This window comes from Acidiluteibacter sp. (assembly GCF_055129545.1).
This window is the reverse complement of the sequence record NZ_JBSRUB010000013.1, coordinates 331517-350605: the sequence shown is the minus strand read 5'-3', so window position 1 is coordinate 350605 and position 19089 is coordinate 331517. Positions and strand designations below refer to the sequence as shown.

Genomic DNA, 19089 nt, shown 5'->3' with positions numbered 1-19089 from the left:
CAAAACAGTTGAGGGTTCTTTTTTTGCTTCACATCCTATTGTTTATAATTGCCACAAAAAAGAGTGATTGTCTCACTTAAAGCAGGTATTTTTGTTGAAACAAGAAGAGCACAATGGAGGAGAGTAAGAATCAACAATCATCAGAATTTAGCGAAGAAATCATCAATCAGTTGCAGCAACTGAAAGACAAATATGCCGTAATGGGTCAAGATTTAGGCGCCTATTTAGATGGATTGATTTATTCAGACTATTTAACCTATTGGGATTACATCCATCTGGACACTTTGTTGAGTTTGCAATCACCAAGAACAGCATTTCCTGATGAAGAAATTTTCATCATGTACCATCAAATTACTGAGTTGTATTTCAAACTCAGTTTGCACGAATACAATCAACTGGCCGAAAAAGAAAACATTGATGCCCAATTTTTATCTGCGCGTATCCGCAGAATTAATAACTATTTCAAAGCATTGACCGCTTCATTTGAGATCATGATTGATGGAATGGAAAAAGAACAATTCTTGAAATTTAGAATGGCTTTGCTTCCAGCAAGTGGATTCCAATCCGGACAATACAGAATGATTGAGATTTGCTCTACAGATTTCAGAAACCTTGTAGACAAAGACTTTAGAGATTTATTTATAGATAGCGAATTGACGGATGAGAACATTGATAAAATGTACGAACACATCTATTGGTTAAAAGGCGCTACAGAATTAGCAACAGGAAAAAAGACATTGACCTTATTGCAATTTGAGAAAAAATACAACAAGAAATTCAAAGAATTAGCAAAAGAATTCAAGCACACCAACCTGTGGCATTTGTTCAAAAAGCTACCGAAGGAAGATCAAGAAAATGAAGCTCTAAAAAACGAATTGCGATTCTTAGACGTAAATGTAAATATCAATTGGCCGTTGATGCATTACAAATCTGCTGTTCGTTATTTGCACAAAGCACCAGAAGACATTGCTGCTACAGGAGGAACTAATTGGCAGAAGTATTTACCTCCTCGTTTTCAAAAACGTATTTTTTATCCTGAATTATGGTCAACAGAAGAACATGAATCTTGGGGAAAAGCTTGGGTGGAAGAAAACGTATTTTTGAAAAAAGGAAACTAGTCGATGAAAAAAAAGTTCCGTATCATTTCCCGAATTCTAACATTCTTGTTAGCAATCACGGTCGCTCTGTTTATCTATCAGAGCCAAACGATTGACTATGATGAAGGGACTGTAGAAATAGCACCTTTAGATACATTGCAGCCAGAACCAATCATTGAATTTGGCGTTTTAGCCGATTCATTTGATATCGTTCGTGGAGAAGTTCAGCGTAACGAATTCTTATCGAACATTCTATTAAAATACAACGTGCCTTATGCTGACATTGATGCCTTAGCGAAGGCTTCGCGGGATGTATTTGATGTTCGTAAAATAGAAGTTGGCAAACCATATACTATTCTTCAACGAAGAGATAGCACAAATAGAGCGGAATACTTCATCTACCAGCCAAATGCGATTGATTATGTGATTTATCACATTGGTGATTCCATTAACATTAGAATGGAGCAAAAACCTGTTGAAATAGTAGAAAAGACAATGGGTGGAGTGATTAATTCATCGCTTTATGAAAGTCTTCAAGACAATGGTGGCAGCCCTTCTTTAGCGATAGAGTTAGCAGAAGTGTATGCTTGGTCCATAGACTTTTACCGAATCCAAAAAGGTGATTATTTCAAAGTCGTTTATGAAGAAAAAATGGTGGATGGAGAAGTAATTGGCATAGGAAAAGTAAAAGCGTCTCAGTTTCACCATTTCAATGATGACTTCTACGGCTACTTTTTTGAGACTGAAGAAGGCGGCGATTATTACGATGAAAATGCTAAGAGTTTGAGAAAGGCATTTTTAAAGTCTCCTTTGAAATTTAGTCGTCTAAGCTCTAGATATACCCAACGTCGTTTTCATCCGGTTCAGAAACGTTGGAAAGCCCATTTGGGAACAGATTACGCTGCACCTACTGGAACTCCAATTATGAGCACTGGAACCGGTGTAGTCATTGAATCGGCCTATTCTCGATTTAATGGAAACTTTGTAAAAGTGAAACACAACAGCGTGTATACAACTCAGTATTTGCACATGAGCAAGCGAAATGTGAAATCAGGTCAGCGAGTTCGGCAAGGTGACATTTTAGGATATGTTGGAAGTACAGGTTTAGCGACAGGCCCTCACGTTTGTTACCGCTTTTGGAAGAATGGAAAACAAGTGGATCATTTAGCAGAAAAATTTCCTCCTGCAAAGCCAATTGAAGAATCGCACAAGGCTGCCTTCTTGGCATTCCAGACTGAAATGAACGCGAAATTGGTAAAAGTGCAGCTGAACAAGAAACCGAAACAAGAACAGTTATCTGCGAATAAATAAGTTGAGATGATGGAGCAAAATACTTTTCGGACGATTGTTCCTATATCTGCCTCAAAAGTTCAAGTTCACCATGAAGAGAAAATCCTTTTATATGGTTCTTGCTTTTCGGAACACATCGCTGATAAGTTGATTACAAATAAATTTCAAGTATTAAAAAATCCATTTGGGATTTTGTATCACCCTTTAGCAATCGCGAATGCAATTCAAGAAACAATTGATTGTAAAACTTACAGCAAAGAGGATTTAGTTTATCAAAATGAGTTGTGGCAAAGTTGGAACCACCACAGTCAGTATTCAGGGATGGATCAAAATTCAGTTCTGTTAGAAATAAATTCCAAGATTGAGCAAGCGCATTTACATTTAAAAAAGGCAAAGCACCTTATCATCACTTTTGGAAGCGCATGGGGATATTGGCTAAAATCAGATAACCGCTTAGTGGCCAATTGTCACAAGTTCCCAGCTACACAATTCAATAAATCACTCATTACGGTTGAAGACATTACAATTCAATATCACAACCTATTAACCTCTTTAAAAGCATTTAACCCAGCGCTAAACATCATTTTTACCATAAGTCCAGTCCGTCATTTACGCGATGGGTTCAGAGAAAATCAATGGAGCAAAAGTGTGCTACAGGTTGCCATTCAACAGTTGCAACAGAAAGAGCCTACTTTGCAATACTTTCCGGCCTATGAATTAGTTATAGACGACCTGCGTGATTATCGATTTTTCAATGAAGACATGGTTCACCCCAATTCAATTGCCATTGATTATGTATGGGAACGATTTGGGAATACCTACTTTAACGCAGTCACTAAAGAGTTAAACAAACAAATCAACCAATTGGTAAGTGCCAGTTTGCATCGTCCTTTTCAACCAAAGTCTGAAGCACATCAGAAGTTTGTCAAAAAACAATTGGAATTGATCCAGCAATTGGTCAAAGTTAAAAGCTATTTAAATTTCAATGAAGAGCAGGAAAAACTAAAAATTCAGCTGACTCAATAAATAGTTATTTGTTAATATAGATTGACGAAGCTTGAACAGTTGGCATAATCAACACATCATTAATATTTACATGAGCAGGACGAGAAGCTATAAACCAAATCGTTTCAGCAATATCTTCAGCACTTAAAGGCTCAAACCCTTTGTATACCTCTGCGGCTCTATCAGTATCACCATGAAAGCGCACTTGAGAAAATTCAGTTTCTACCAAACCAGGACTTACTGAAGACACTTTGATTCCTTCTTTCAATAAATCAATTCTCATCGACTTTGTCAATGCTTCCACGGCGTGTTTAGAAGCACAGTATACGTTCCCGTTCGCATAGACTTCCTTTCCAGCAATTGAACCAATATTTACTATGTGGCCTTTTTTGTTGGCAATCATCATTGGAATGATAGCTTTAGAAACATACAATAATCCTTTGACATTAGTATCAATCATCTTGTCCCAATCTTCTAAATCACCATTTTGAATGGGATCTAATCCACTCGCCAAACCGGCATTATTAACTAACACATCAATCTTTTTCCAATCTTCAGGCAATGAATGAATAGATTCAACCACAGAGTCATTTATGCGCACATCAAAAACCAATGTTTTTACTTGGACATTATAATCACTAGTTAGTTTTTTAGCCAATTCAACTAACCTTCCTGCCCGTCTTCCTGTAATGATTAAGTTGTAATGGTGTTTTGCAAATTCAATAGCAGTGGCTTCTCCAATTCCTGAAGTTGCTCCGGTAATAAGTGCAATCTTTGACATAGTTCTGTTTTAGTTACTTTTTTTTCGCGCCAAATAATACATAGCGGCTCCAATCAAAAATAGACCTATTTTGAAAGAATAGCCACTATCTAGGCTCCATTCACCTCCATTTGAAGAAAATTTAACATATACTCCGCTAATAAAAGCAAATACCATCATCAGCAGTCCAAGGATTCGCAATAATTTATCTAAAGGCATGGTATGAATATTTTGGACCCTCAAAATAATACTTTTTATGGAAAGTCTCCTAAAGCGATTTTAACAGCTATTTTTCATAAGATTGGGACTAACTTCGAATTCTTAAATTCAATCGAACTCTTAAATTTGAACCTGAATGAAACGGGGTATTTTTTCAACATTTTAATAGCTGAATCAAACAAAAACACCTAATTTAGCTATTTAGAATCAATCTAAATAAATGAGCAATTTAATCCATCTTTCAGAAGCAAGAAAAGGCGATTTCGTTAAAATAGAATCTATTGATAATGAAAAACTTTCAGTACAACTACTCTGCATGGGTTGTATGGTGGGAGAAATTGCTCACATTGAACAAATCGCACCATTAGGCGACCCAATGATGATTAGTATCGATGGTTCCTTATTGAGTTTAAGAAAATCAGATGCCAAAGAGGTAATTGTTTCACAACTGAAGTAGAAAAAGTGGGCTTAGAAAACGTGGGATCAAAGAAGAAGAAAATTAGGTTATTACTTGTAGGAAATCCTAATGCGGGAAAAAGCTCGTTATTCAACGAATTAACTGGCCTTAACCAACAAGTTGGAAACTTTCCTGGAGTTACGGTAGAAAAGAAAAGTGGTAAAGCTAAAATAAGCGACAACCTCACTGCAGAAGTAATTGATTTACCTGGAACTTATAGCTTGAGCCCTCGTTCAGAAGATGAACGAGTGACCTATGATTTCCTTAATGAGAAAAGAGCTGACGATAAAGAAGAAATCATTGTTGTGATTGCTGATGCAAGTAATCTAAGAAGAAACTTGCTGCTTTGCTCCCAGCTAATCGACCTAAACTTGCCGGTGGTTCTAGCTCTTAATATGATGGACATTGTTCAAAAAAACAAGCAAACCATCGATGTCGATTACCTTTCTAAAACTTTGAGCATTCCTGTTGTCCCTATGAATGCAAGAATAGGGAAAGGAGTTCAAGAATTGAAAGACAGCATCTCTCAATTCGTTCTAGAAGAAAGGCCTCCATTTATCAGCATTATAGAAGGAGAGAAACCAATAGATAACGCGCAGAGAAGGAATCAGCGAATTCGTGAAATAGTAGCCAAAGCTGTAACTGCCGAAGGCGACTTGAAGGTCAATAACCTAACCCGCCGTTTAGACGCAATATTGACCCATAAAATTTGGGGTTATGTAATATTCCTATTTATATTATTCTTGATCTTTCAAGCCGTATTCTCGTGGTCAGAATTTCCGATGCAAATGATAGAAGATGGCTTCTTATTTTTCGGCAATTGGGTAGCAGAAAGTCTACCTCAAGGAGTTCTAAACGATTTACTAGTTGATGGTATCATTGCCGGGTTAGGAGGAATTATTATATTCATTCCACAAATTGCTGCACTTTTTGCATTTATCTCCATTCTAGAAGATACCGGTTATCTTTCACGAATCAGTTTCATGATGGATGGCCTATTGAAGAAATTTGGGCTAAATGGACGTTCAATTATTCCACTGCTCAGTGGAGCAGCTTGCGCGGTTCCTGCTATTATGAGTGCCCGAACCATTAGCAATAAAAAAGAACGGTTACTGACTATTTTTATCACTCCACTAATCAGTTGTTCTGCCCGAATACCTGTTTATACATTAATCATTGCGTTAATTATACCTTCCGATGCTTCTATTTGGATTTTCAATCTTCAAGGAATCGTGATGATGGCACTCTATTTATTGGGGTTTATAGCAGCTATCGGCACTTCCTTTTTCATGAAGTTTTTTGTCAAAACGAACGAGTCAAGTCATTTCATTATGGAAATGCCGATTTACAGAGCACCTCGTTGGAAAAATGTAGGATACACCATTGTCAATAAAGTAAAAGTATTCCTGTTTGAAGCTGGAAAAATAATCATTGCCATTTCCATTATTCTTTGGATTTTATCATCATATGGACCCGGAGATTCATTTGAGAAAATCGATCAGAAATATGAGAGTGGTTTATTAGAACCCAACATCAACAATGAAACAATGGAAGAGCAGCGTGCTAGCGCAAAGCTACAAGCAAGTTATGCTGGACAGTTGGGCAAATGTATAGAACCAGCTATTCGTCCTTTAGGCTTTGACTGGAAAATTGGAATTTCGATTATTACCTCTTTTGCAGCAAGAGAAGTGTTTGTGGGAACAATGGCTACAATATATTCTGTTGGAGATGCTGACAATACGACTTCTTTAAAGGAGAAAATGAATCAAGCAAAGGATCCAGTAACTGGGGAAAAAGTATATTCAAAGGCCACAGGCTATTCCTTACTTATTTTCTATGCTTTTGCTTTACAGTGCATGGCTACAGTAGCAATTGTTGCTAGAGAAACTGCATCTTGGAAATGGCCTTTGATTCAGATTATCTACATGGGTGCATTGGCTTATTTTGCAAGTTTAATTACCTATAATATTTTTAGCTAATGGCTAAGCGAACCGCATCAGAAGTTCTCTTAAAATACATTCCTGAAAATACTGTACCTCCATGCATTAAATGGATCAATGAATATCGTTTGCATTTAACCATTAAGAAAACAAGAACCACAAAACTAGGCGATTTCCGACCGGCTTTTGACGGGAAGCCTGCACGAATTAGTGTAAACGGAGACTTGAATAAATATGCTTTTCTGATCACATTGGTTCATGAAATTGCACATGGTGTATGTTGGATTAAACACCAACAAAAAGTGCAACCACATGGAAAAGAATGGAAAAACATCTATACCACAATGCTTTCTCACTTCATCGGCAACGATACATTTCCAAAAGAACTTGAACAAAACATTATCGCGCACATTAATAATCCCAAAGCTTCTAGTTGCAGCGACATTGAACTTCTAAAAGCCCTACGTTCCCACGATGACGATCCAATAACAGTATTGGAAGAACTACCTAAAGAAGCCGTTTTTGAATTGAGTACAGGCAGAAGATTCATTAAAAAAGAACAGAAACGAAAACGCTTTTTATGTTTGGAGATTTCAAGCAATAAAATGTACTTGGTAAGCCCTATGGCAGAGGTAAAACGCATCGACTAACCGACCACCATTACAATTTTCCGTTTTTACTTTTTATAACGATTTGTCCTTTTAAATATTGGTAATTTAGCTGCTTAAATGAACAGAAAGAGATGAACAAGAATAACTATTGCGTCATAATGGCGGGCGGAATTGGAAGCCGTTTTTGGCCCATGAGCAGATCATCATACCCTAAGCAATTTATCGATATTCTAGGAACTGGCAGAACGCTAATTCAACAAACGTATGACCGATTGCAACGTATTGCACCAAAAGAAAATATTCTAGTTGTTACCAACGAAGATTATCGCGACCTGGTTTTAGAACAATGCGAAGGGATGAATGCCTCACAGGTATTATGTGAGCCTACAAGAAGAAATACAGCACCTTGTATTGCTTATGCAAGTTATAAGATAAAAGCATTGAATCCCAATGCAAATGTATTGGTAGCTCCAGCAGATCACTTAATCCTAAAAGAAGACAAATTTATTGAGAATGTAAATTTGGCTTTGGAATATGTATCTAAAAACGATGCTTTGTTAACTCTAGGTATCGAGCCATCTCGACCTGATACAGGTTACGGTTACATTCAATTCGATAGCACTGACAAAAAAAGTAGAGTCAAAAAGGTAAAAACATTTACTGAGAAACCAAATGTAGAGTTAGCCAGGCAGTTTGTTGAAAGCGGTGAGTTTAGTTGGAATTCAGGAATGTTTATATGGAGTAATAAGAGTATTCTTACTGCTTTTGAAAATCACCTAAGTGAAGTGAATTCTTTATTTGCGGAAGGTTACGGTAAATTAAATACGGCCGAAGAAGACGATTTTATAAAAGATACTTATGCGGTTTGTAAAAGCGTATCCATTGATTATGGAATCATGGAAAAAGCACCAAATGTATTTGTTATTTCTGCAGATATTGGTTGGTCTGACTTAGGCACATGGGGCTCTATTTACACTCATTTAAAACTAGATGAAAACCTCAATGCATCAATAGGTAAAAATGTAATGCTTTATGACAGTCAAAATTGCATTGTAAGCATGCCAAAAGATAAATTGGTAGTACTACAAGGACTAGATGGCTACATCGTAGTAGAATCTAACAACACTCTTTTAGTATGCAAAAAAGAAGATGAGCAAAAAATTAAAGAATTTGTAACTGATATAAGAATCGAAAAAGGAGAAAAATACGTTTAAACCTCAATTAAAATTATACAGACCAAAAGGAGTTTCAACATTGTTGAAGCTCCTTTTTTAGTTCTAATAAAGTGTAATCTTATAAATTTGACCCTTCCCTCCTATCATATACCCCACATTTTTTCCTTTTACAAACTGAATTGCATTCAACCCAATATTAAAGTCAGGTACCCGAATCCAATTGACTCCATTGTCCTTGCTGTAATCCATTCCATTGGTTCCAATTGCTATAAATTTATCAACGGGCTTGCAATAGGTAACACAAGACCGGTATCCACTCAATGGAGTTACTGGGTTATGCCAAGTCACTCCACGATCATTGGTATAAACTGAATTCTCAACCATCACAGTGTCAGGCAGGGTATAATCCCCACCTACCGCAACACCTTCTTGCATACTTTTAAAAGTGATGGAATAAATACCTCGTGTTGGCGCTCCTTGAAAGATTGGGGTTTCGATGACTTCCCAATCCTGATATGGTAACTTAGAAGTGAGTATTCTACCTTTTGGCCCGCCTAATCCAATAAAGGCACGTTTGTCAGGGGTAAAAGCGATACTAGACCCACTGGCGGCAAAAGCAGCTTCTCCCTCTAGTGAAGGAATCAGATTTTGATAAGGTGGTGTCATCCAATTAATACCAAAATTGCTACTGACTAAAATAAAATGTTTGCCATTTACAGGATCACTATAAACAATTCCAAAACGCTCATCTGCAAATTCAACCGCATCATAAAAAATCTGATCTGCAGGAAAATTAAATGCTTTAGTCCATTTCTGACCTTTATTCTTAGTTCGATAAATTACACCTGGGAATCCAGAATTTATCAGAACAGCAGAGTCGTTGTTAAATGCGTATATATCCCTAAAATCGGCAGTATCTCCCTTGTAAGGTGGCACTAAAAAATTTATCTTTTTACCTCCATCAATCGTTTTTAGAATGGTGCCATTTGCACCACTAAACCAAGCTACAGTATCATCAACCACAGAAATGCCCCTTAAACTTTCACTGGTGGGGCTATTTAATTGGATTATTTTCATGTCCGCATTCTGAAAAACAATATTTTCAGCATCAACTTCTAACTTTATTTTTTCAGTTTTGGGAGCAGCTTGGTTACAACCAAAGAATAGAATAGTGGCAAGTATGATAAGTATTTTATTCATTTTATAAATATACCAAAAGTAGAAAAGCATTGGCTATTTCGACTTTAAATTTGGGTCTCCAATATATAGCAGGAATGGTTAAAAACAAAAAAAGCCGTTTGACTTTAACAGTCAAACGGCTCTCATTTTTAACTAGATTATTCTAATCTACTATCTTATCTGTTTTACCAGTTGAATAGTTGATTTTTAAAGCATTTGCTTTTCTCAATTCTTGTTTCACATCAGTTACAATTCCCATTTTTACATCATTATCTACTTTCATAGAAAATGTCATAAAGGGACGTTCAGCTTCTGAGGTGTTTTCTCTTTCGATTTCAACAAATTGAACAATGTCTCTTTTTGTTGCAAAAGCATCATTCAATTGAATTCGAGGTTCTGTTCCAAAAGTACTTTGAAGCGATTTAATTGGTTCACCAATATAAATATAGCTTACCAATGATTTTCGCTCCAATTTATCAACTTCGGTTGCTTTTGGAGTTTGTATTTCAACCTTTAACGTTACTTCTCTCATTACGGTGGTAACCATAAAGAAAAACAATAACATAAATACGATATCTGGCAATGAAGCCGTAGATATAGCAGGTTGTCCGTCTGATTTTTTCTTCTTAAACTTTGACATTTTATTGGTCTCCTATATTCTTTGGTTCAGCTTCTGAAATTCGTTGTGGATAAACATCCTTAACAGCATCTGCTTGCATCGCTGCAGTTTCAGAGGTTTCAGATAATTTCTCCAAATCCAAATAACTCTTACCAAATTTCTGCATTGCAAATTCATTCCTAACTTCATTGTATGCACCTACCAGTTCGTTCTGAACCTTAATGTACATTTCATATGATGTTCCTCTATCATTCTGCAATGAAATGATTTGCTTTGAAACATCGTACATACCTAACATTGGTATCTGAGTTGGCTTAACCTCTGGCATATTTGGATCATTTTTATCACCAACTATGAACTCTTTCGCCTTCTTTCTCAACTCACTTACCAACATAGGTTCACCTTCTACCAACAAATCATCATTGGCATTCACTAAAACTTGAAATACATTTCTCATTTTAACTTCTGGTGGATTCTCAATATCCTCTGGAATAGGTGGCAACTTTCTAGTTAAACCAGTATCCACATCCATGGTTGTTGTCACCAAGAAGAAAATAAGCAGCAAGAAAGCGATGTCTGCCATCGATCCTGCGTTAATTTCTGGTGCGTTTCTTCTAGCCATAATTATTTAACTATTTTCTTGAATGAATATTGTTGCCTATTTAAAAGCTCTTGATACTTCTGCAAATACTGCAGTTGCAATTGCTCCTGCTCCCAAAATGTAAAAAGCAATTAAGCCCATACTAACTTGTTTTGATGTAGTAGGATCAGTAATAAACTCTGTATATTCAGGTAAAATCTCATCGCTTCCCATTGCATAAGCAATAACAAAAACGACTATAATAGCACCAAATCCTATAACGGAGCTCTTTGCTCTTTTGGGATTACCTACCATATTTGCAACTGAAAAACCAATCGCAGCTAAGGCAGCAATTACTAAAAGTGCATAGCACCAGTAGATTATTACATCTTCAGAAACTCCACCCATAAGGAATACAAACCCTAGGATAGCACTGATTCCTAATAATCCGTACTGTACTATTTGTAATATTTTATTTAGTCCTGCTGACATAATTTCTTATTTTTTAAGTTCGTGCTTCACTAAAAGATCTACTAAAGAGATCGATGCATCTTCCATATCGTTAACGATACTATCTACTTTTGCAACAATATAGTTGTAGAATACTTGCAAAATCATTGCAACGATCAAACCAAATACAGTTGTTAAAAGTGCTACTTTAATACCACCAGCAACCAATGAAGGAGAGATATCACCTGCTGCTTCAATAGCATCAAATGCACCAATCATACCGATTACTGTACCCATAAATCCTAACATCGGAGCCAAAGCAATAAACAATGAAATCCAAGAAACACCTTTCTCTAATAATCCCATTTGTACACTTCCGTAAGAAACAACAGTTTTTTCTACCATTTCTACACCTTCGTGACTTCTGTCTAAACCTTGGTAGAAGATAGAAGCTACAGGACCTGCAGTATTTCTACATACTTCTTTCGCAGCATCAACACCACCTGAATTCAAAGCATTTTCTACATTCGATAATAATTTATCAGTATTTGTAGTTGCCATATTCAAGTAAATGATACGCTCGATAACGATCGCTAAACCTAAGATTAAACAAAGCAATACGATACCCATAAATTCAGGACCACCTTGAATAAATTTAGTTTTCAATACTTGATGGAAAGATTGCTCTACTTTTGCCACTTCTGGCTCTTGAGCTACTTCTTTTACTGGTTCTTTTACTTCTTCTACTGGAGCTTCTTCAGCCATTGCAGAATCGGTTGTCATTTCTGTTGTTTCAGCTGCAGTCTCTTCTTGAGCAAATGTCTTGTTAAATGCTCCAAACGATAAAAGACCCGTTACGGCTACTAAAGCAAATAGTTTTTTCATGATTTGAATTGTTAAAATCTAGTTTAAATTGACTAATTATTATCTATTGTATTGATTAATTACATATTAAAATAAAACTTCAGCGGAGAGAGGGGGATTCGAACCCCCGAAACAGTCACCCGTTTACACGCTTTCCAGGCGTGCGCCTTCAGCCACTCGGCCACCTCTCCAATCTACGTTTTAAATAAGAACGCTTTATTCAGCTCGCCAAATTACAAAAAAATCCTCTTGTCCTAAAAATAATTTGAGATTATCATTAAGTTAACAAATCAGCTTAAACACTAATCTCACCTCTTAAATTTTCACCCATGAGTGTTTTTATTTCTGAATTTGACAATGATTTATCTCCCAATAGAACCATTAATTTGGTAATCGCTGCCTCGAAGGTAATGTCTTTTCCACTTATCACACCTACTTCCTTTAAATGTGATCCAGTTTCGTATTTCTCTTGGTCTACTTTCCCACTGATACATTGGGTAACGTTCAAAATGATTATTCTATTGTCAATGGCTTCTTTTAATAAATCGGTCAACCATTTTTCTGTAGGTGCATTTCCAGCACCAAAGGTTTCTATAATTATAGCCCTTAGCCCCTCTTGCTGCAACACATTACGAACAAATGCTTCAGTAATTCCGGGAAATAGTTTCAAAAAACCCACTTCTTGACAAAAGGTATCTCTTATCTGTAAATTCGAATCTTCATTAAAAGGTGTGATTGCCTGCAAATTAAATTTTAGGTGGACGCCGGCCTCTGCCAAATTTGGATAATTGGGTGAATCAAAAGCTTCAAAATTTTCTGCGCTGATCTTTTTGGTTCGATTTCCTCTGTATAATGTATACTCAAAATAAATAGCCACCTCAGGCACTATAGGAACTTCACCGGTATATGAAGTAGCGACTTCGATAGCCGTAATCAAATTTTCTTTTCCGTCTGTTCTTATCGTTCCAATGGGCAACTGGGAACCTGTAAAAATGACAGGCTTATTTAATCCTTCCAACATAAAGCTCAAAGCTGACGCTGAATAAGCCATAGTATCTGATCCGTGAAGAATTACAAATCCATCGAACAATTCGTAATTTTTCTCAATGATTCTTGCCAACTTTAACCAAATCGCTGGATTCATATTGGATGAATCAATAGGCGTTTCAAAGGAATAAGACTCAATTCGAATATCAAACTTTTTTAATTCAGGCACTTCGGCAAACAATTGCTTAAAATTGAATGGTTTCAAAACCCCAGTATTGGGATCATTGATCATTCCAATAGTGCCGCCGGTATAGATTAGTAAAACTGATCGTTGATCGCTCATATCCCAAATATTTTTATTGAATTCTCCGTTGTTTGCTTAGCCACTTGATTCAATGGCAAATCCAACAAATCTGCTACCTTCTCTGCAACATTCAACAAAAAGGCACTCTCATTTCTTTTGCCCCGATGAGGAGAGGGAGCTAAATAGGGCGAATCCGTTTCTAAAACAAGATGCGCAATATTTAGTTTTTCTACCACTTTATCTAAACCTGCTTTTTTAAAAGTAACCACTCCACCTATTCCTAAGTAAAAATCACCGTAATTAATAATGTGATTGGCTTGCTCTATAGTTCCTGTAAAGCAATGAAAGATCCCTTTTAAATCAGGCGAATTTAATTCATCAAGTATGGTTAATATTTCATCAAAAGCATCTCTACAATGAATTACTATCGGCAACTTCATTTCTTTTGCCCATTCTATTTGTTTTCGAAAGGCAAACTCTTGTTGCGGCAAAAAAGTTTTATCCCAATACAAGTCAATCCCAATTTCACCAATCGCATAAAAATGATGTGCTTTTAATTGTTGCTCGACGATTTCTAGCTCTTCTTGAACATTTTTTCCTACCGAACAAGGATGTAATCCCATCATAGGAAAACACTTTTTAGGATACTTTTCAACAAGTTGCATCATTCCTTGAATAGAAGACTGATCAATATTTGGCATAAAAAATCGATCTACCCCAATAGAAATGGCACGTTCAATCATTTCTTGTTGATCTTCATTAAATTTTTCTGAATAAAGATGCGTGTGTGTATCCGTTAAAATCATGTGAACAAATTTAGCGTTTTGATAAAGATTGAGTGACCCAAAACAGAATAAATAATTTAATTTGGCACTTTCAATTATGGCTCAAAAAACAAAAATTTTAATCATTCGATTTAGTTCCATCGGTGACATCGTGCTCACAACTCCTGTGATCCGTTGTTTGAAAGAACAGCTAGAAGGTGAGGTAGAAATACATTTTATTACTAAGCAGACCTACGCACCTATATTAGAAGCCAATCCTTATCTCACCAAGGTATATTCGATTAAGAAAAAGATTTCAGAAGTAGCTGGAGAGCTAAGAAAGGAAAAATATGATTTCATAATTGATTTGCATAAAAACATCCGATCTTCTCGAGTAAAATCAAGCATTTCAGGTAAATCTTATTCGTTTGAGAAATTGAATTATGAGAAATGGATGATGGTTAATTTCAAGAAAAATCTTTTACCTGACGTTCACATCGTTGATCGATATATTGATACAGCAAAGAATCTTGGAATAAAAAATGATCAGAAAGGATTGGATTATTTTATCCCTTCAGAAGATCAAATTAATCTGAAAGATTTACCAAAAAGCTTCCAAGAAGGATACATTGCATTTGCAATTGGTGGCCAACATGCCACTAAATGCTTGCCCGTAGATAAAATCTTAGACATTTGCCGTAAGGTAGAATTGCCAATTGTATTGTTAGGAGGAAAAAATGATCAACGTGTCGCCAAATTTGTTGAAGATAAGTTGGATCAAAAAATACTGAACGGTTGTGGCATTTATAGTCTGCACCAATCTGCTTCATTGGTCGAGCAATCTTCTTTAGTTATAACTCACGACACTGGCTTAATGCACATTGCAGCAGCATTCAAAAAGAAAATTATATCGATTTGGGGAAACACCATCCCTGAGTTTGGTATGTATCCATATCTGCCAGCACATTTAAAGCACTACAATAAAATCATTCAAATAGAAGAGTTGTCTTGTAGACCTTGCTCTAAAATAGGATTTGATAAATGTCCTAAAGGTCACTTTAAGTGCATGAAATTAATTGATGAAGATTCTGTGGTGGAACAAGTTTATGACTTGCTAAAGCTAGACTAATTTATTTCTCAGAATGTTCTACAGTAGCTGGGACAAATAGCGCTTTTAACTCAGTTGCCTTTTCAGGATTCATCTTTCCGGCTAAAATCAAGCTCAATTGTTTTCTTCTTAAAGCAGCATCATATCGCTTTTTCTCTAATTCTGTTTCAGGAATCAATTCAGGAACTTCAATCGGGCTTCCATTCTGATCAACTGCCACAAAAGTATAAATAGCCTCGTTGCTCTTCGATTTTTTTCTACTTAACCCACTTTCTACCCAAACGTCCAAGAAAACTTCCATAGAAGAAGTAAACGCTCTACTGACTTTAGCTTCAATAGTCACTATTTCACCTAATTTTATTGGCTGGTTGAATGAAACTGAATTTACAGAAGCCGTTACCACTACTCTATTGCAATGACGTTGTGCAGAGATTCCAGCAGTAATATCCATCCAATTTAACAACTGACCACCCATTAAATTCCCCAATGTATTGGTATCGTTTGGTAGTACAATTTTAGACGTTTGTGCGAATGTATCTTTTGAAAATCGACCTTTCATGCTTCCTATTTTGAGGAGGCAAAGGTAGTCATTGCGAGCTGAAAAGTGGAAAAAGTCATTGGCTATTTTTCAAGCAACCAAGCAGCAGTATTCTCTGTATTTTTTACTTCATCTAATAATGCTACTGCTTCTTCTCTTGTTGCAAAACTAGCATAGCTTACTGTGTGTAAGTCTTTGAAAGTTCCGACCATCCTTGCTTCAAAACCTTTCTTTTTTAATCGCTTATACAATTTTTCTGCATTATTTTCGCTTGAAAAACAACCTCCAACTACATGAAATCGAAGATTAGCAATATCCGCAGAATTTAAAACGCTTGCAGCAACTTCTACATCCTGATTTACACTCTCTTTTTCCGCTCTAGAATTCCAATTAAAGGTGTCGTTAAATTCAGGGTCAGATAACTGTTCCACTTTATGAAATTTATAAACTGGAGTAGTATGATTCAACCCTATAGAGGCATAAGACACAGGAGAATCATTATTTATTTGGTACTTATGGGCGGTAAACCCAATTCCCATAAAAACGAGAACAGAAGCAGCAGCAGCCCAATAAAAACCAAAACGTCTTTTATTTTCTTCTTCTGCAGGTGCTTTTACAACCACCAATCGTTCTTTAATTTCTTTTTGAATCCGCTCTTCCATCAATGGTCGAACGACTGGAATTGCTTTGAAATTAGACATTCCGAAAGAGTCCAGTAAATAGTTTGTGCTGTAATCAGGTAAAAATTGAAGCGTTTTCTCAACATCTAAATAGAGCAAACCAATTTTGTCAATTTTAACCTTTTCGCCATTTCCTAAGGCGGTTACAATGGCATTAACAAACTCATCTATATTTTTTCGTGCCTCAATAAAGGTAATGGCATTTTGGTTGGCAAGATAATTTGCCAATAAACCATCGTTGATGGTTAAATTTCGATTGAATGAAATTCGCTTTGACGGAGGCGAAAAAGTATTTTGAACAGATTGAATTTTCGCACCAGAATAATTGGTAACAAACCCACCAAAATCAGGTATAATCACACAATCAAATTGATACAACAATTCAGAAATACTTTGTTCTATATGGCCTCTATTCATGACTACGAAAGTAAAAAAAATAAGTAAATTTCTACTACAAAATTAGCTTTAAATCTTCGGGGGCATCAATTGAAATCGACTCCGTTTCTGTAATGGCGACTTTAATTTTATATCCATTCTCAATCCACCTCAGTTGTTCCAATCCTTCGGCGAGCTCTAATCGAGAAGGACTGATTTGTGTTATTTCGTCCAAGACCTCTGAACGATAAGCATAAAGCCCAATGTGCTTATAATAATTAAAATTATCAATCCAATCTTTTTGGTCTACCCCTCGTTGAAAAGGAAGAACTGCCCGACTGAAATAAATCGCAAAATCATTTTCATCGATGAGCACTTTTGGTTTATTTGGATTAAATAATTCTGCCGAATCATCTATTAATTTAACTAAAGTTGCAATTTCTGTATTCTCATCACTAAAAGCCTGAACAACTTGAGCAATTTGCTCAGGATCTATAAATGGCTCATCTCCTTGAATATTGACCACAACATCGAAATTTTCGCCGCTATTATTCAGTGCTTCCTTACATCGATCAGTTCCACTTTGATGATTTTCAGAAGTCATCACCACTTCTCCACCAAAAGCAATCACTGTATCGAAAATTCGCTGATCATCTGTTGCTACAATAACTTTCGATAGACTATTTACTTTTTTTGCTTGTTCATAAACTCGCTGAATCATTGATTTTCCTTGAATATCTATTAATGGCTTTCCGGGAAACCGAGTAGATCCATAGCGTGCAGGAATAATACCGATTGCTGTTTTTATCATGAGTTTAATTTAATGAATTATAGAATAGTTTCATTCTCAATTTTTTGGTAGCTTTCATCAGCAAAAGAACAAAACAATTTTCAGTAAGCAAATTAAAAAAAATAACCGAAAAGAATGCTAGACGATCACTTAAAATATAAAATAGCAGTTACCTTTTTATCAGGTGTAGGACCTATTCAAGCAAAAAAGCTGATTGCCTATTGTGGAGGCGCTGAAGCCGTATTTAAGGAAAACAAAAAAGCATTACTACAAATTCCTGGTTTAGGTGAAAAAATGGTGAAATCCATACTGCAATCGGATGTTTTAAAACTTGCTGAAGAGGAAATTCGCTTTATGGAACAAAATGATGTAAAAGCATTGTTCTATTTAGATAAAGATTACCCCAGACGACTAATTCATTGTGAAGACAATCCAGTCATTTTATATACAAAAGGCAATGTAGATTTTAATCGTGAGAAAGTAATCAGCATTATTGGCACTAGAAAAGCAACCATTAGTGGAAAAGCATTTACTGAAAAACTCATTGAAGAATTAGTGCCACATCGGCCGCTTATTGTCAGTGGACTCGCTTATGGAATAGACATTACGGCCCACAAAGCTGCCTTAAAAAATAATTTACAAACCATAGGTATTTTAGCACATGGATTAGACAGTATTTATCCGGCAGCACACAATAACACCGCCCAAAAGATGATGCAGAATGGTGGCGTAGCAAGTGATTATAGACATGGTGGACAGATCTTTAACAAACAATTTGCAGAACGCAATCGGATAGTAGCTGGTCTCTCAGATTTAACTGTTGTGGTAGAGTCTGCAGAAAAAGGTGGCTCTTTAATTACAGCAGAATTAGCAAGCGGATATAATAGAGACGTATTTGCAGTCCCTGGAAGAGTTGGAGACGAACATTCTGTGGGTTGTAATAAATTAATTAAGGCGAATAAGGCCGCCCTAATTGAATCTGTGAAAGACATTGAATACATTATGAATTGGCAAACTGATGGAAATAAGATAATCCAACAGACGAGTCTTTTTCAAGAACTTAATGATCAAGAAACTGTTATAGTAAATATTTTAAAAGAAGGTCCTGAGAGTGTAGATTTAATCAGTATAAAAGCTGAATTTCAGATGAGTAAAACAACTGCAACACTATTAAATCTTGAATTCAAGGGAGTCATAAAATCATTACCAGGAAAGATTTACCAATTAATTTAAACCAAATATTTAGCAAATAGTGTAGATTTATATTCCAATCATAATGTAATTAGTACATCCAATT

The 19089-nt window shown here is 36.0% G+C and carries 21 protein-coding genes and 1 tRNA gene; 9 read left to right on the top strand and 13 right to left on the bottom strand.

Annotated features, from left to right (window positions below):
- Positions 1 to 113 precede the first annotated feature (113 nt).
- From ACTB0X_RS07600 to ACTB0X_RS07590, 3 genes are read left to right on the top strand one after another with little or no spacing between them, the layout of a single operon-like run.
- Positions 114 to 1118 (top strand): tryptophan 2,3-dioxygenase family protein, encoded by a 1005-nt coding sequence (locus ACTB0X_RS07600; RefSeq protein WP_463024399.1) that lies wholly within the window; start codon positions 114 to 116, stop codon positions 1116 to 1118.
- A 3-nt stretch (positions 1119 to 1121) separates the two neighbouring features.
- A complete protein-coding gene (locus ACTB0X_RS07595; protein ID WP_463024398.1) occupies positions 1122 to 2408 on the top strand; it encodes a peptidoglycan DD-metalloendopeptidase family protein in 1287 nt (428 codons plus the stop codon).
- Positions 2409 to 2414: 6 nt separating this feature from the next.
- Entirely contained in the window at positions 2415 to 3413 is a 999-nt protein-coding gene (locus tag ACTB0X_RS07590) for a GSCFA domain-containing protein (RefSeq protein WP_463024397.1), read from the top strand.
- 4 nt (positions 3414 to 3417) lie between these two features.
- Here ACTB0X_RS07590 and ACTB0X_RS07585 read toward each other — a convergent pair whose 3' ends face one another.
- Together ACTB0X_RS07585 and ACTB0X_RS07580 are read right to left on the bottom strand one after the other, a co-directional pair.
- Positions 3418 to 4173: an SDR family NAD(P)-dependent oxidoreductase gene (locus tag ACTB0X_RS07585; protein ID WP_463024396.1), complete on the bottom strand. Its 756-nt coding sequence runs from the start codon at positions 4171 to 4173 to the stop codon at positions 3418 to 3420.
- A 9-nt stretch (positions 4174 to 4182) separates the two neighbouring features.
- A complete protein-coding gene (locus ACTB0X_RS07580; RefSeq protein WP_463024395.1) occupies positions 4183 to 4371 on the bottom strand; it encodes a hypothetical protein in 189 nt (62 codons plus the stop codon).
- Between the two features lie 220 nt (positions 4372 to 4591).
- Here ACTB0X_RS07580 and ACTB0X_RS07575 point away from each other — a divergent pair, with 220 nt between their 5' ends.
- The 4 genes from ACTB0X_RS07575 to ACTB0X_RS07560 all read left to right on the top strand — a co-directional run bounded on the left by ACTB0X_RS07575 (position 4592) and on the right by ACTB0X_RS07560 (position 8593).
- The gene (locus tag ACTB0X_RS07575) at positions 4592 to 4828 is read left to right on the top strand and encodes a FeoA family protein (protein ID WP_463024394.1); all 237 of its coding nucleotides are present in this window, start codon (positions 4592 to 4594) and stop codon (positions 4826 to 4828) included.
- A 5-nt stretch (positions 4829 to 4833) separates the two neighbouring features.
- A complete protein-coding gene (gene feoB / locus ACTB0X_RS07570) occupies positions 4834 to 6807 on the top strand; it encodes a ferrous iron transport protein B (RefSeq protein ID WP_463024393.1) in 1974 nt (657 codons plus the stop codon).
- Positions 6807 to 7418 carry a SprT-like domain-containing protein gene (locus ACTB0X_RS07565; RefSeq protein ID WP_463024392.1) on the top strand — a complete coding sequence of 204 codons (612 nt, stop codon included), beginning with the start codon at positions 6807 to 6809 and terminating at the stop codon, positions 7416 to 7418. Before feoB ends, ACTB0X_RS07565 begins: the two co-directional genes overlap by 1 nt.
- Positions 7419 to 7510: 92 nt before the next feature.
- Positions 7511 to 8593: a mannose-1-phosphate guanylyltransferase gene (locus ACTB0X_RS07560; protein ID WP_463024391.1), complete on the top strand. Its 1083-nt coding sequence runs from the start codon at positions 7511 to 7513 to the stop codon at positions 8591 to 8593.
- A gap of 63 nt (positions 8594 to 8656) precedes the next feature.
- Here the strand turns inward: ACTB0X_RS07560 and ACTB0X_RS07555 are convergent, their stop codons facing one another.
- The 8 genes from ACTB0X_RS07555 to ACTB0X_RS07520 all read right to left on the bottom strand — a co-directional run bounded on the left by ACTB0X_RS07555 (position 8657) and on the right by ACTB0X_RS07520 (position 14343).
- Entirely contained in the window at positions 8657 to 9754 is a 1098-nt protein-coding gene (locus tag ACTB0X_RS07555) for a hypothetical protein (RefSeq protein ID WP_463024390.1), read from the bottom strand.
- 142 nt (positions 9755 to 9896) lie between these two features.
- On the bottom strand, positions 9897 to 10373 hold the full coding sequence (locus ACTB0X_RS07550; protein WP_463024389.1) for an ExbD/TolR family protein: 477 nt from the start codon (positions 10371 to 10373) through the stop codon (positions 9897 to 9899).
- A gap of 1 nt (position 10374) precedes the next feature.
- The gene (locus ACTB0X_RS07545) at positions 10375 to 10974 is read right to left on the bottom strand and encodes an ExbD/TolR family protein (RefSeq protein ID WP_463024388.1); all 600 of its coding nucleotides are present in this window, start codon (positions 10972 to 10974) and stop codon (positions 10375 to 10377) included.
- A gap of 36 nt (positions 10975 to 11010) precedes the next feature.
- Entirely contained in the window at positions 11011 to 11424 is a 414-nt protein-coding gene (locus ACTB0X_RS07540) for a hypothetical protein (protein WP_463024387.1), read from the bottom strand.
- Between the two features lie 6 nt (positions 11425 to 11430).
- Positions 11431 to 12267: a MotA/TolQ/ExbB proton channel family protein gene (locus ACTB0X_RS07535; protein WP_463024386.1), complete on the bottom strand. Its 837-nt coding sequence runs from the start codon at positions 12265 to 12267 to the stop codon at positions 11431 to 11433.
- Positions 12268 to 12350: 83 nt separating this feature from the next.
- Positions 12351 to 12437: transfer RNA gene (locus tag ACTB0X_RS07530), tRNA-Ser, on the bottom strand.
- 104 nt (positions 12438 to 12541) lie between these two features.
- On the bottom strand, positions 12542 to 13576 hold the full coding sequence (locus ACTB0X_RS07525; protein ID WP_463024385.1) for an asparaginase: 1035 nt from the start codon (positions 13574 to 13576) through the stop codon (positions 12542 to 12544).
- Positions 13573 to 14343, bottom strand: coding sequence for a TatD family hydrolase (locus ACTB0X_RS07520; protein ID WP_463024384.1), 771 nt, complete (start codon positions 14341 to 14343; stop codon positions 13573 to 13575). Before ACTB0X_RS07520 ends, ACTB0X_RS07525 begins: the two co-directional genes overlap by 4 nt.
- Before the next feature lie 76 nt (positions 14344 to 14419).
- Between ACTB0X_RS07520 and ACTB0X_RS07515 the strand changes: the two genes are divergently transcribed.
- Positions 14420 to 15430 carry a glycosyltransferase family 9 protein gene (locus ACTB0X_RS07515; protein WP_463024383.1) on the top strand — a complete coding sequence of 337 codons (1011 nt, stop codon included), beginning with the start codon at positions 14420 to 14422 and terminating at the stop codon, positions 15428 to 15430.
- Position 15431: 1 nt separating this feature from the next.
- Here the strand turns inward: ACTB0X_RS07515 and ACTB0X_RS07510 are convergent, their stop codons facing one another.
- From ACTB0X_RS07510 to kdsB, 3 genes are all read right to left on the bottom strand, one after another.
- On the bottom strand, positions 15432 to 15968 hold the full coding sequence (locus tag ACTB0X_RS07510) for an acyl-CoA thioesterase (RefSeq protein WP_463024382.1): 537 nt from the start codon (positions 15966 to 15968) through the stop codon (positions 15432 to 15434).
- A gap of 62 nt (positions 15969 to 16030) precedes the next feature.
- Complete coding sequence (locus ACTB0X_RS07505) at positions 16031 to 17044, bottom strand: HU domain-containing protein (RefSeq protein WP_463024381.1); 1014 nt, start codon at positions 17042 to 17044, stop codon at positions 16031 to 16033.
- A gap of 34 nt (positions 17045 to 17078) precedes the next feature.
- Positions 17079 to 17813 carry a 3-deoxy-manno-octulosonate cytidylyltransferase gene (gene kdsB, locus ACTB0X_RS07500; protein ID WP_463024380.1) on the bottom strand — a complete coding sequence of 245 codons (735 nt, stop codon included), beginning with the start codon at positions 17811 to 17813 and terminating at the stop codon, positions 17079 to 17081.
- 114 nt (positions 17814 to 17927) lie between these two features.
- Between kdsB and dprA the strand changes: the two genes are divergently transcribed.
- Positions 17928 to 19025: a DNA-processing protein DprA gene (gene dprA / locus ACTB0X_RS07495; RefSeq protein ID WP_463024379.1), complete on the top strand. Its 1098-nt coding sequence runs from the start codon at positions 17928 to 17930 to the stop codon at positions 19023 to 19025.
- The last annotated feature ends 64 nt before the right edge of the window (positions 19026 to 19089 follow it).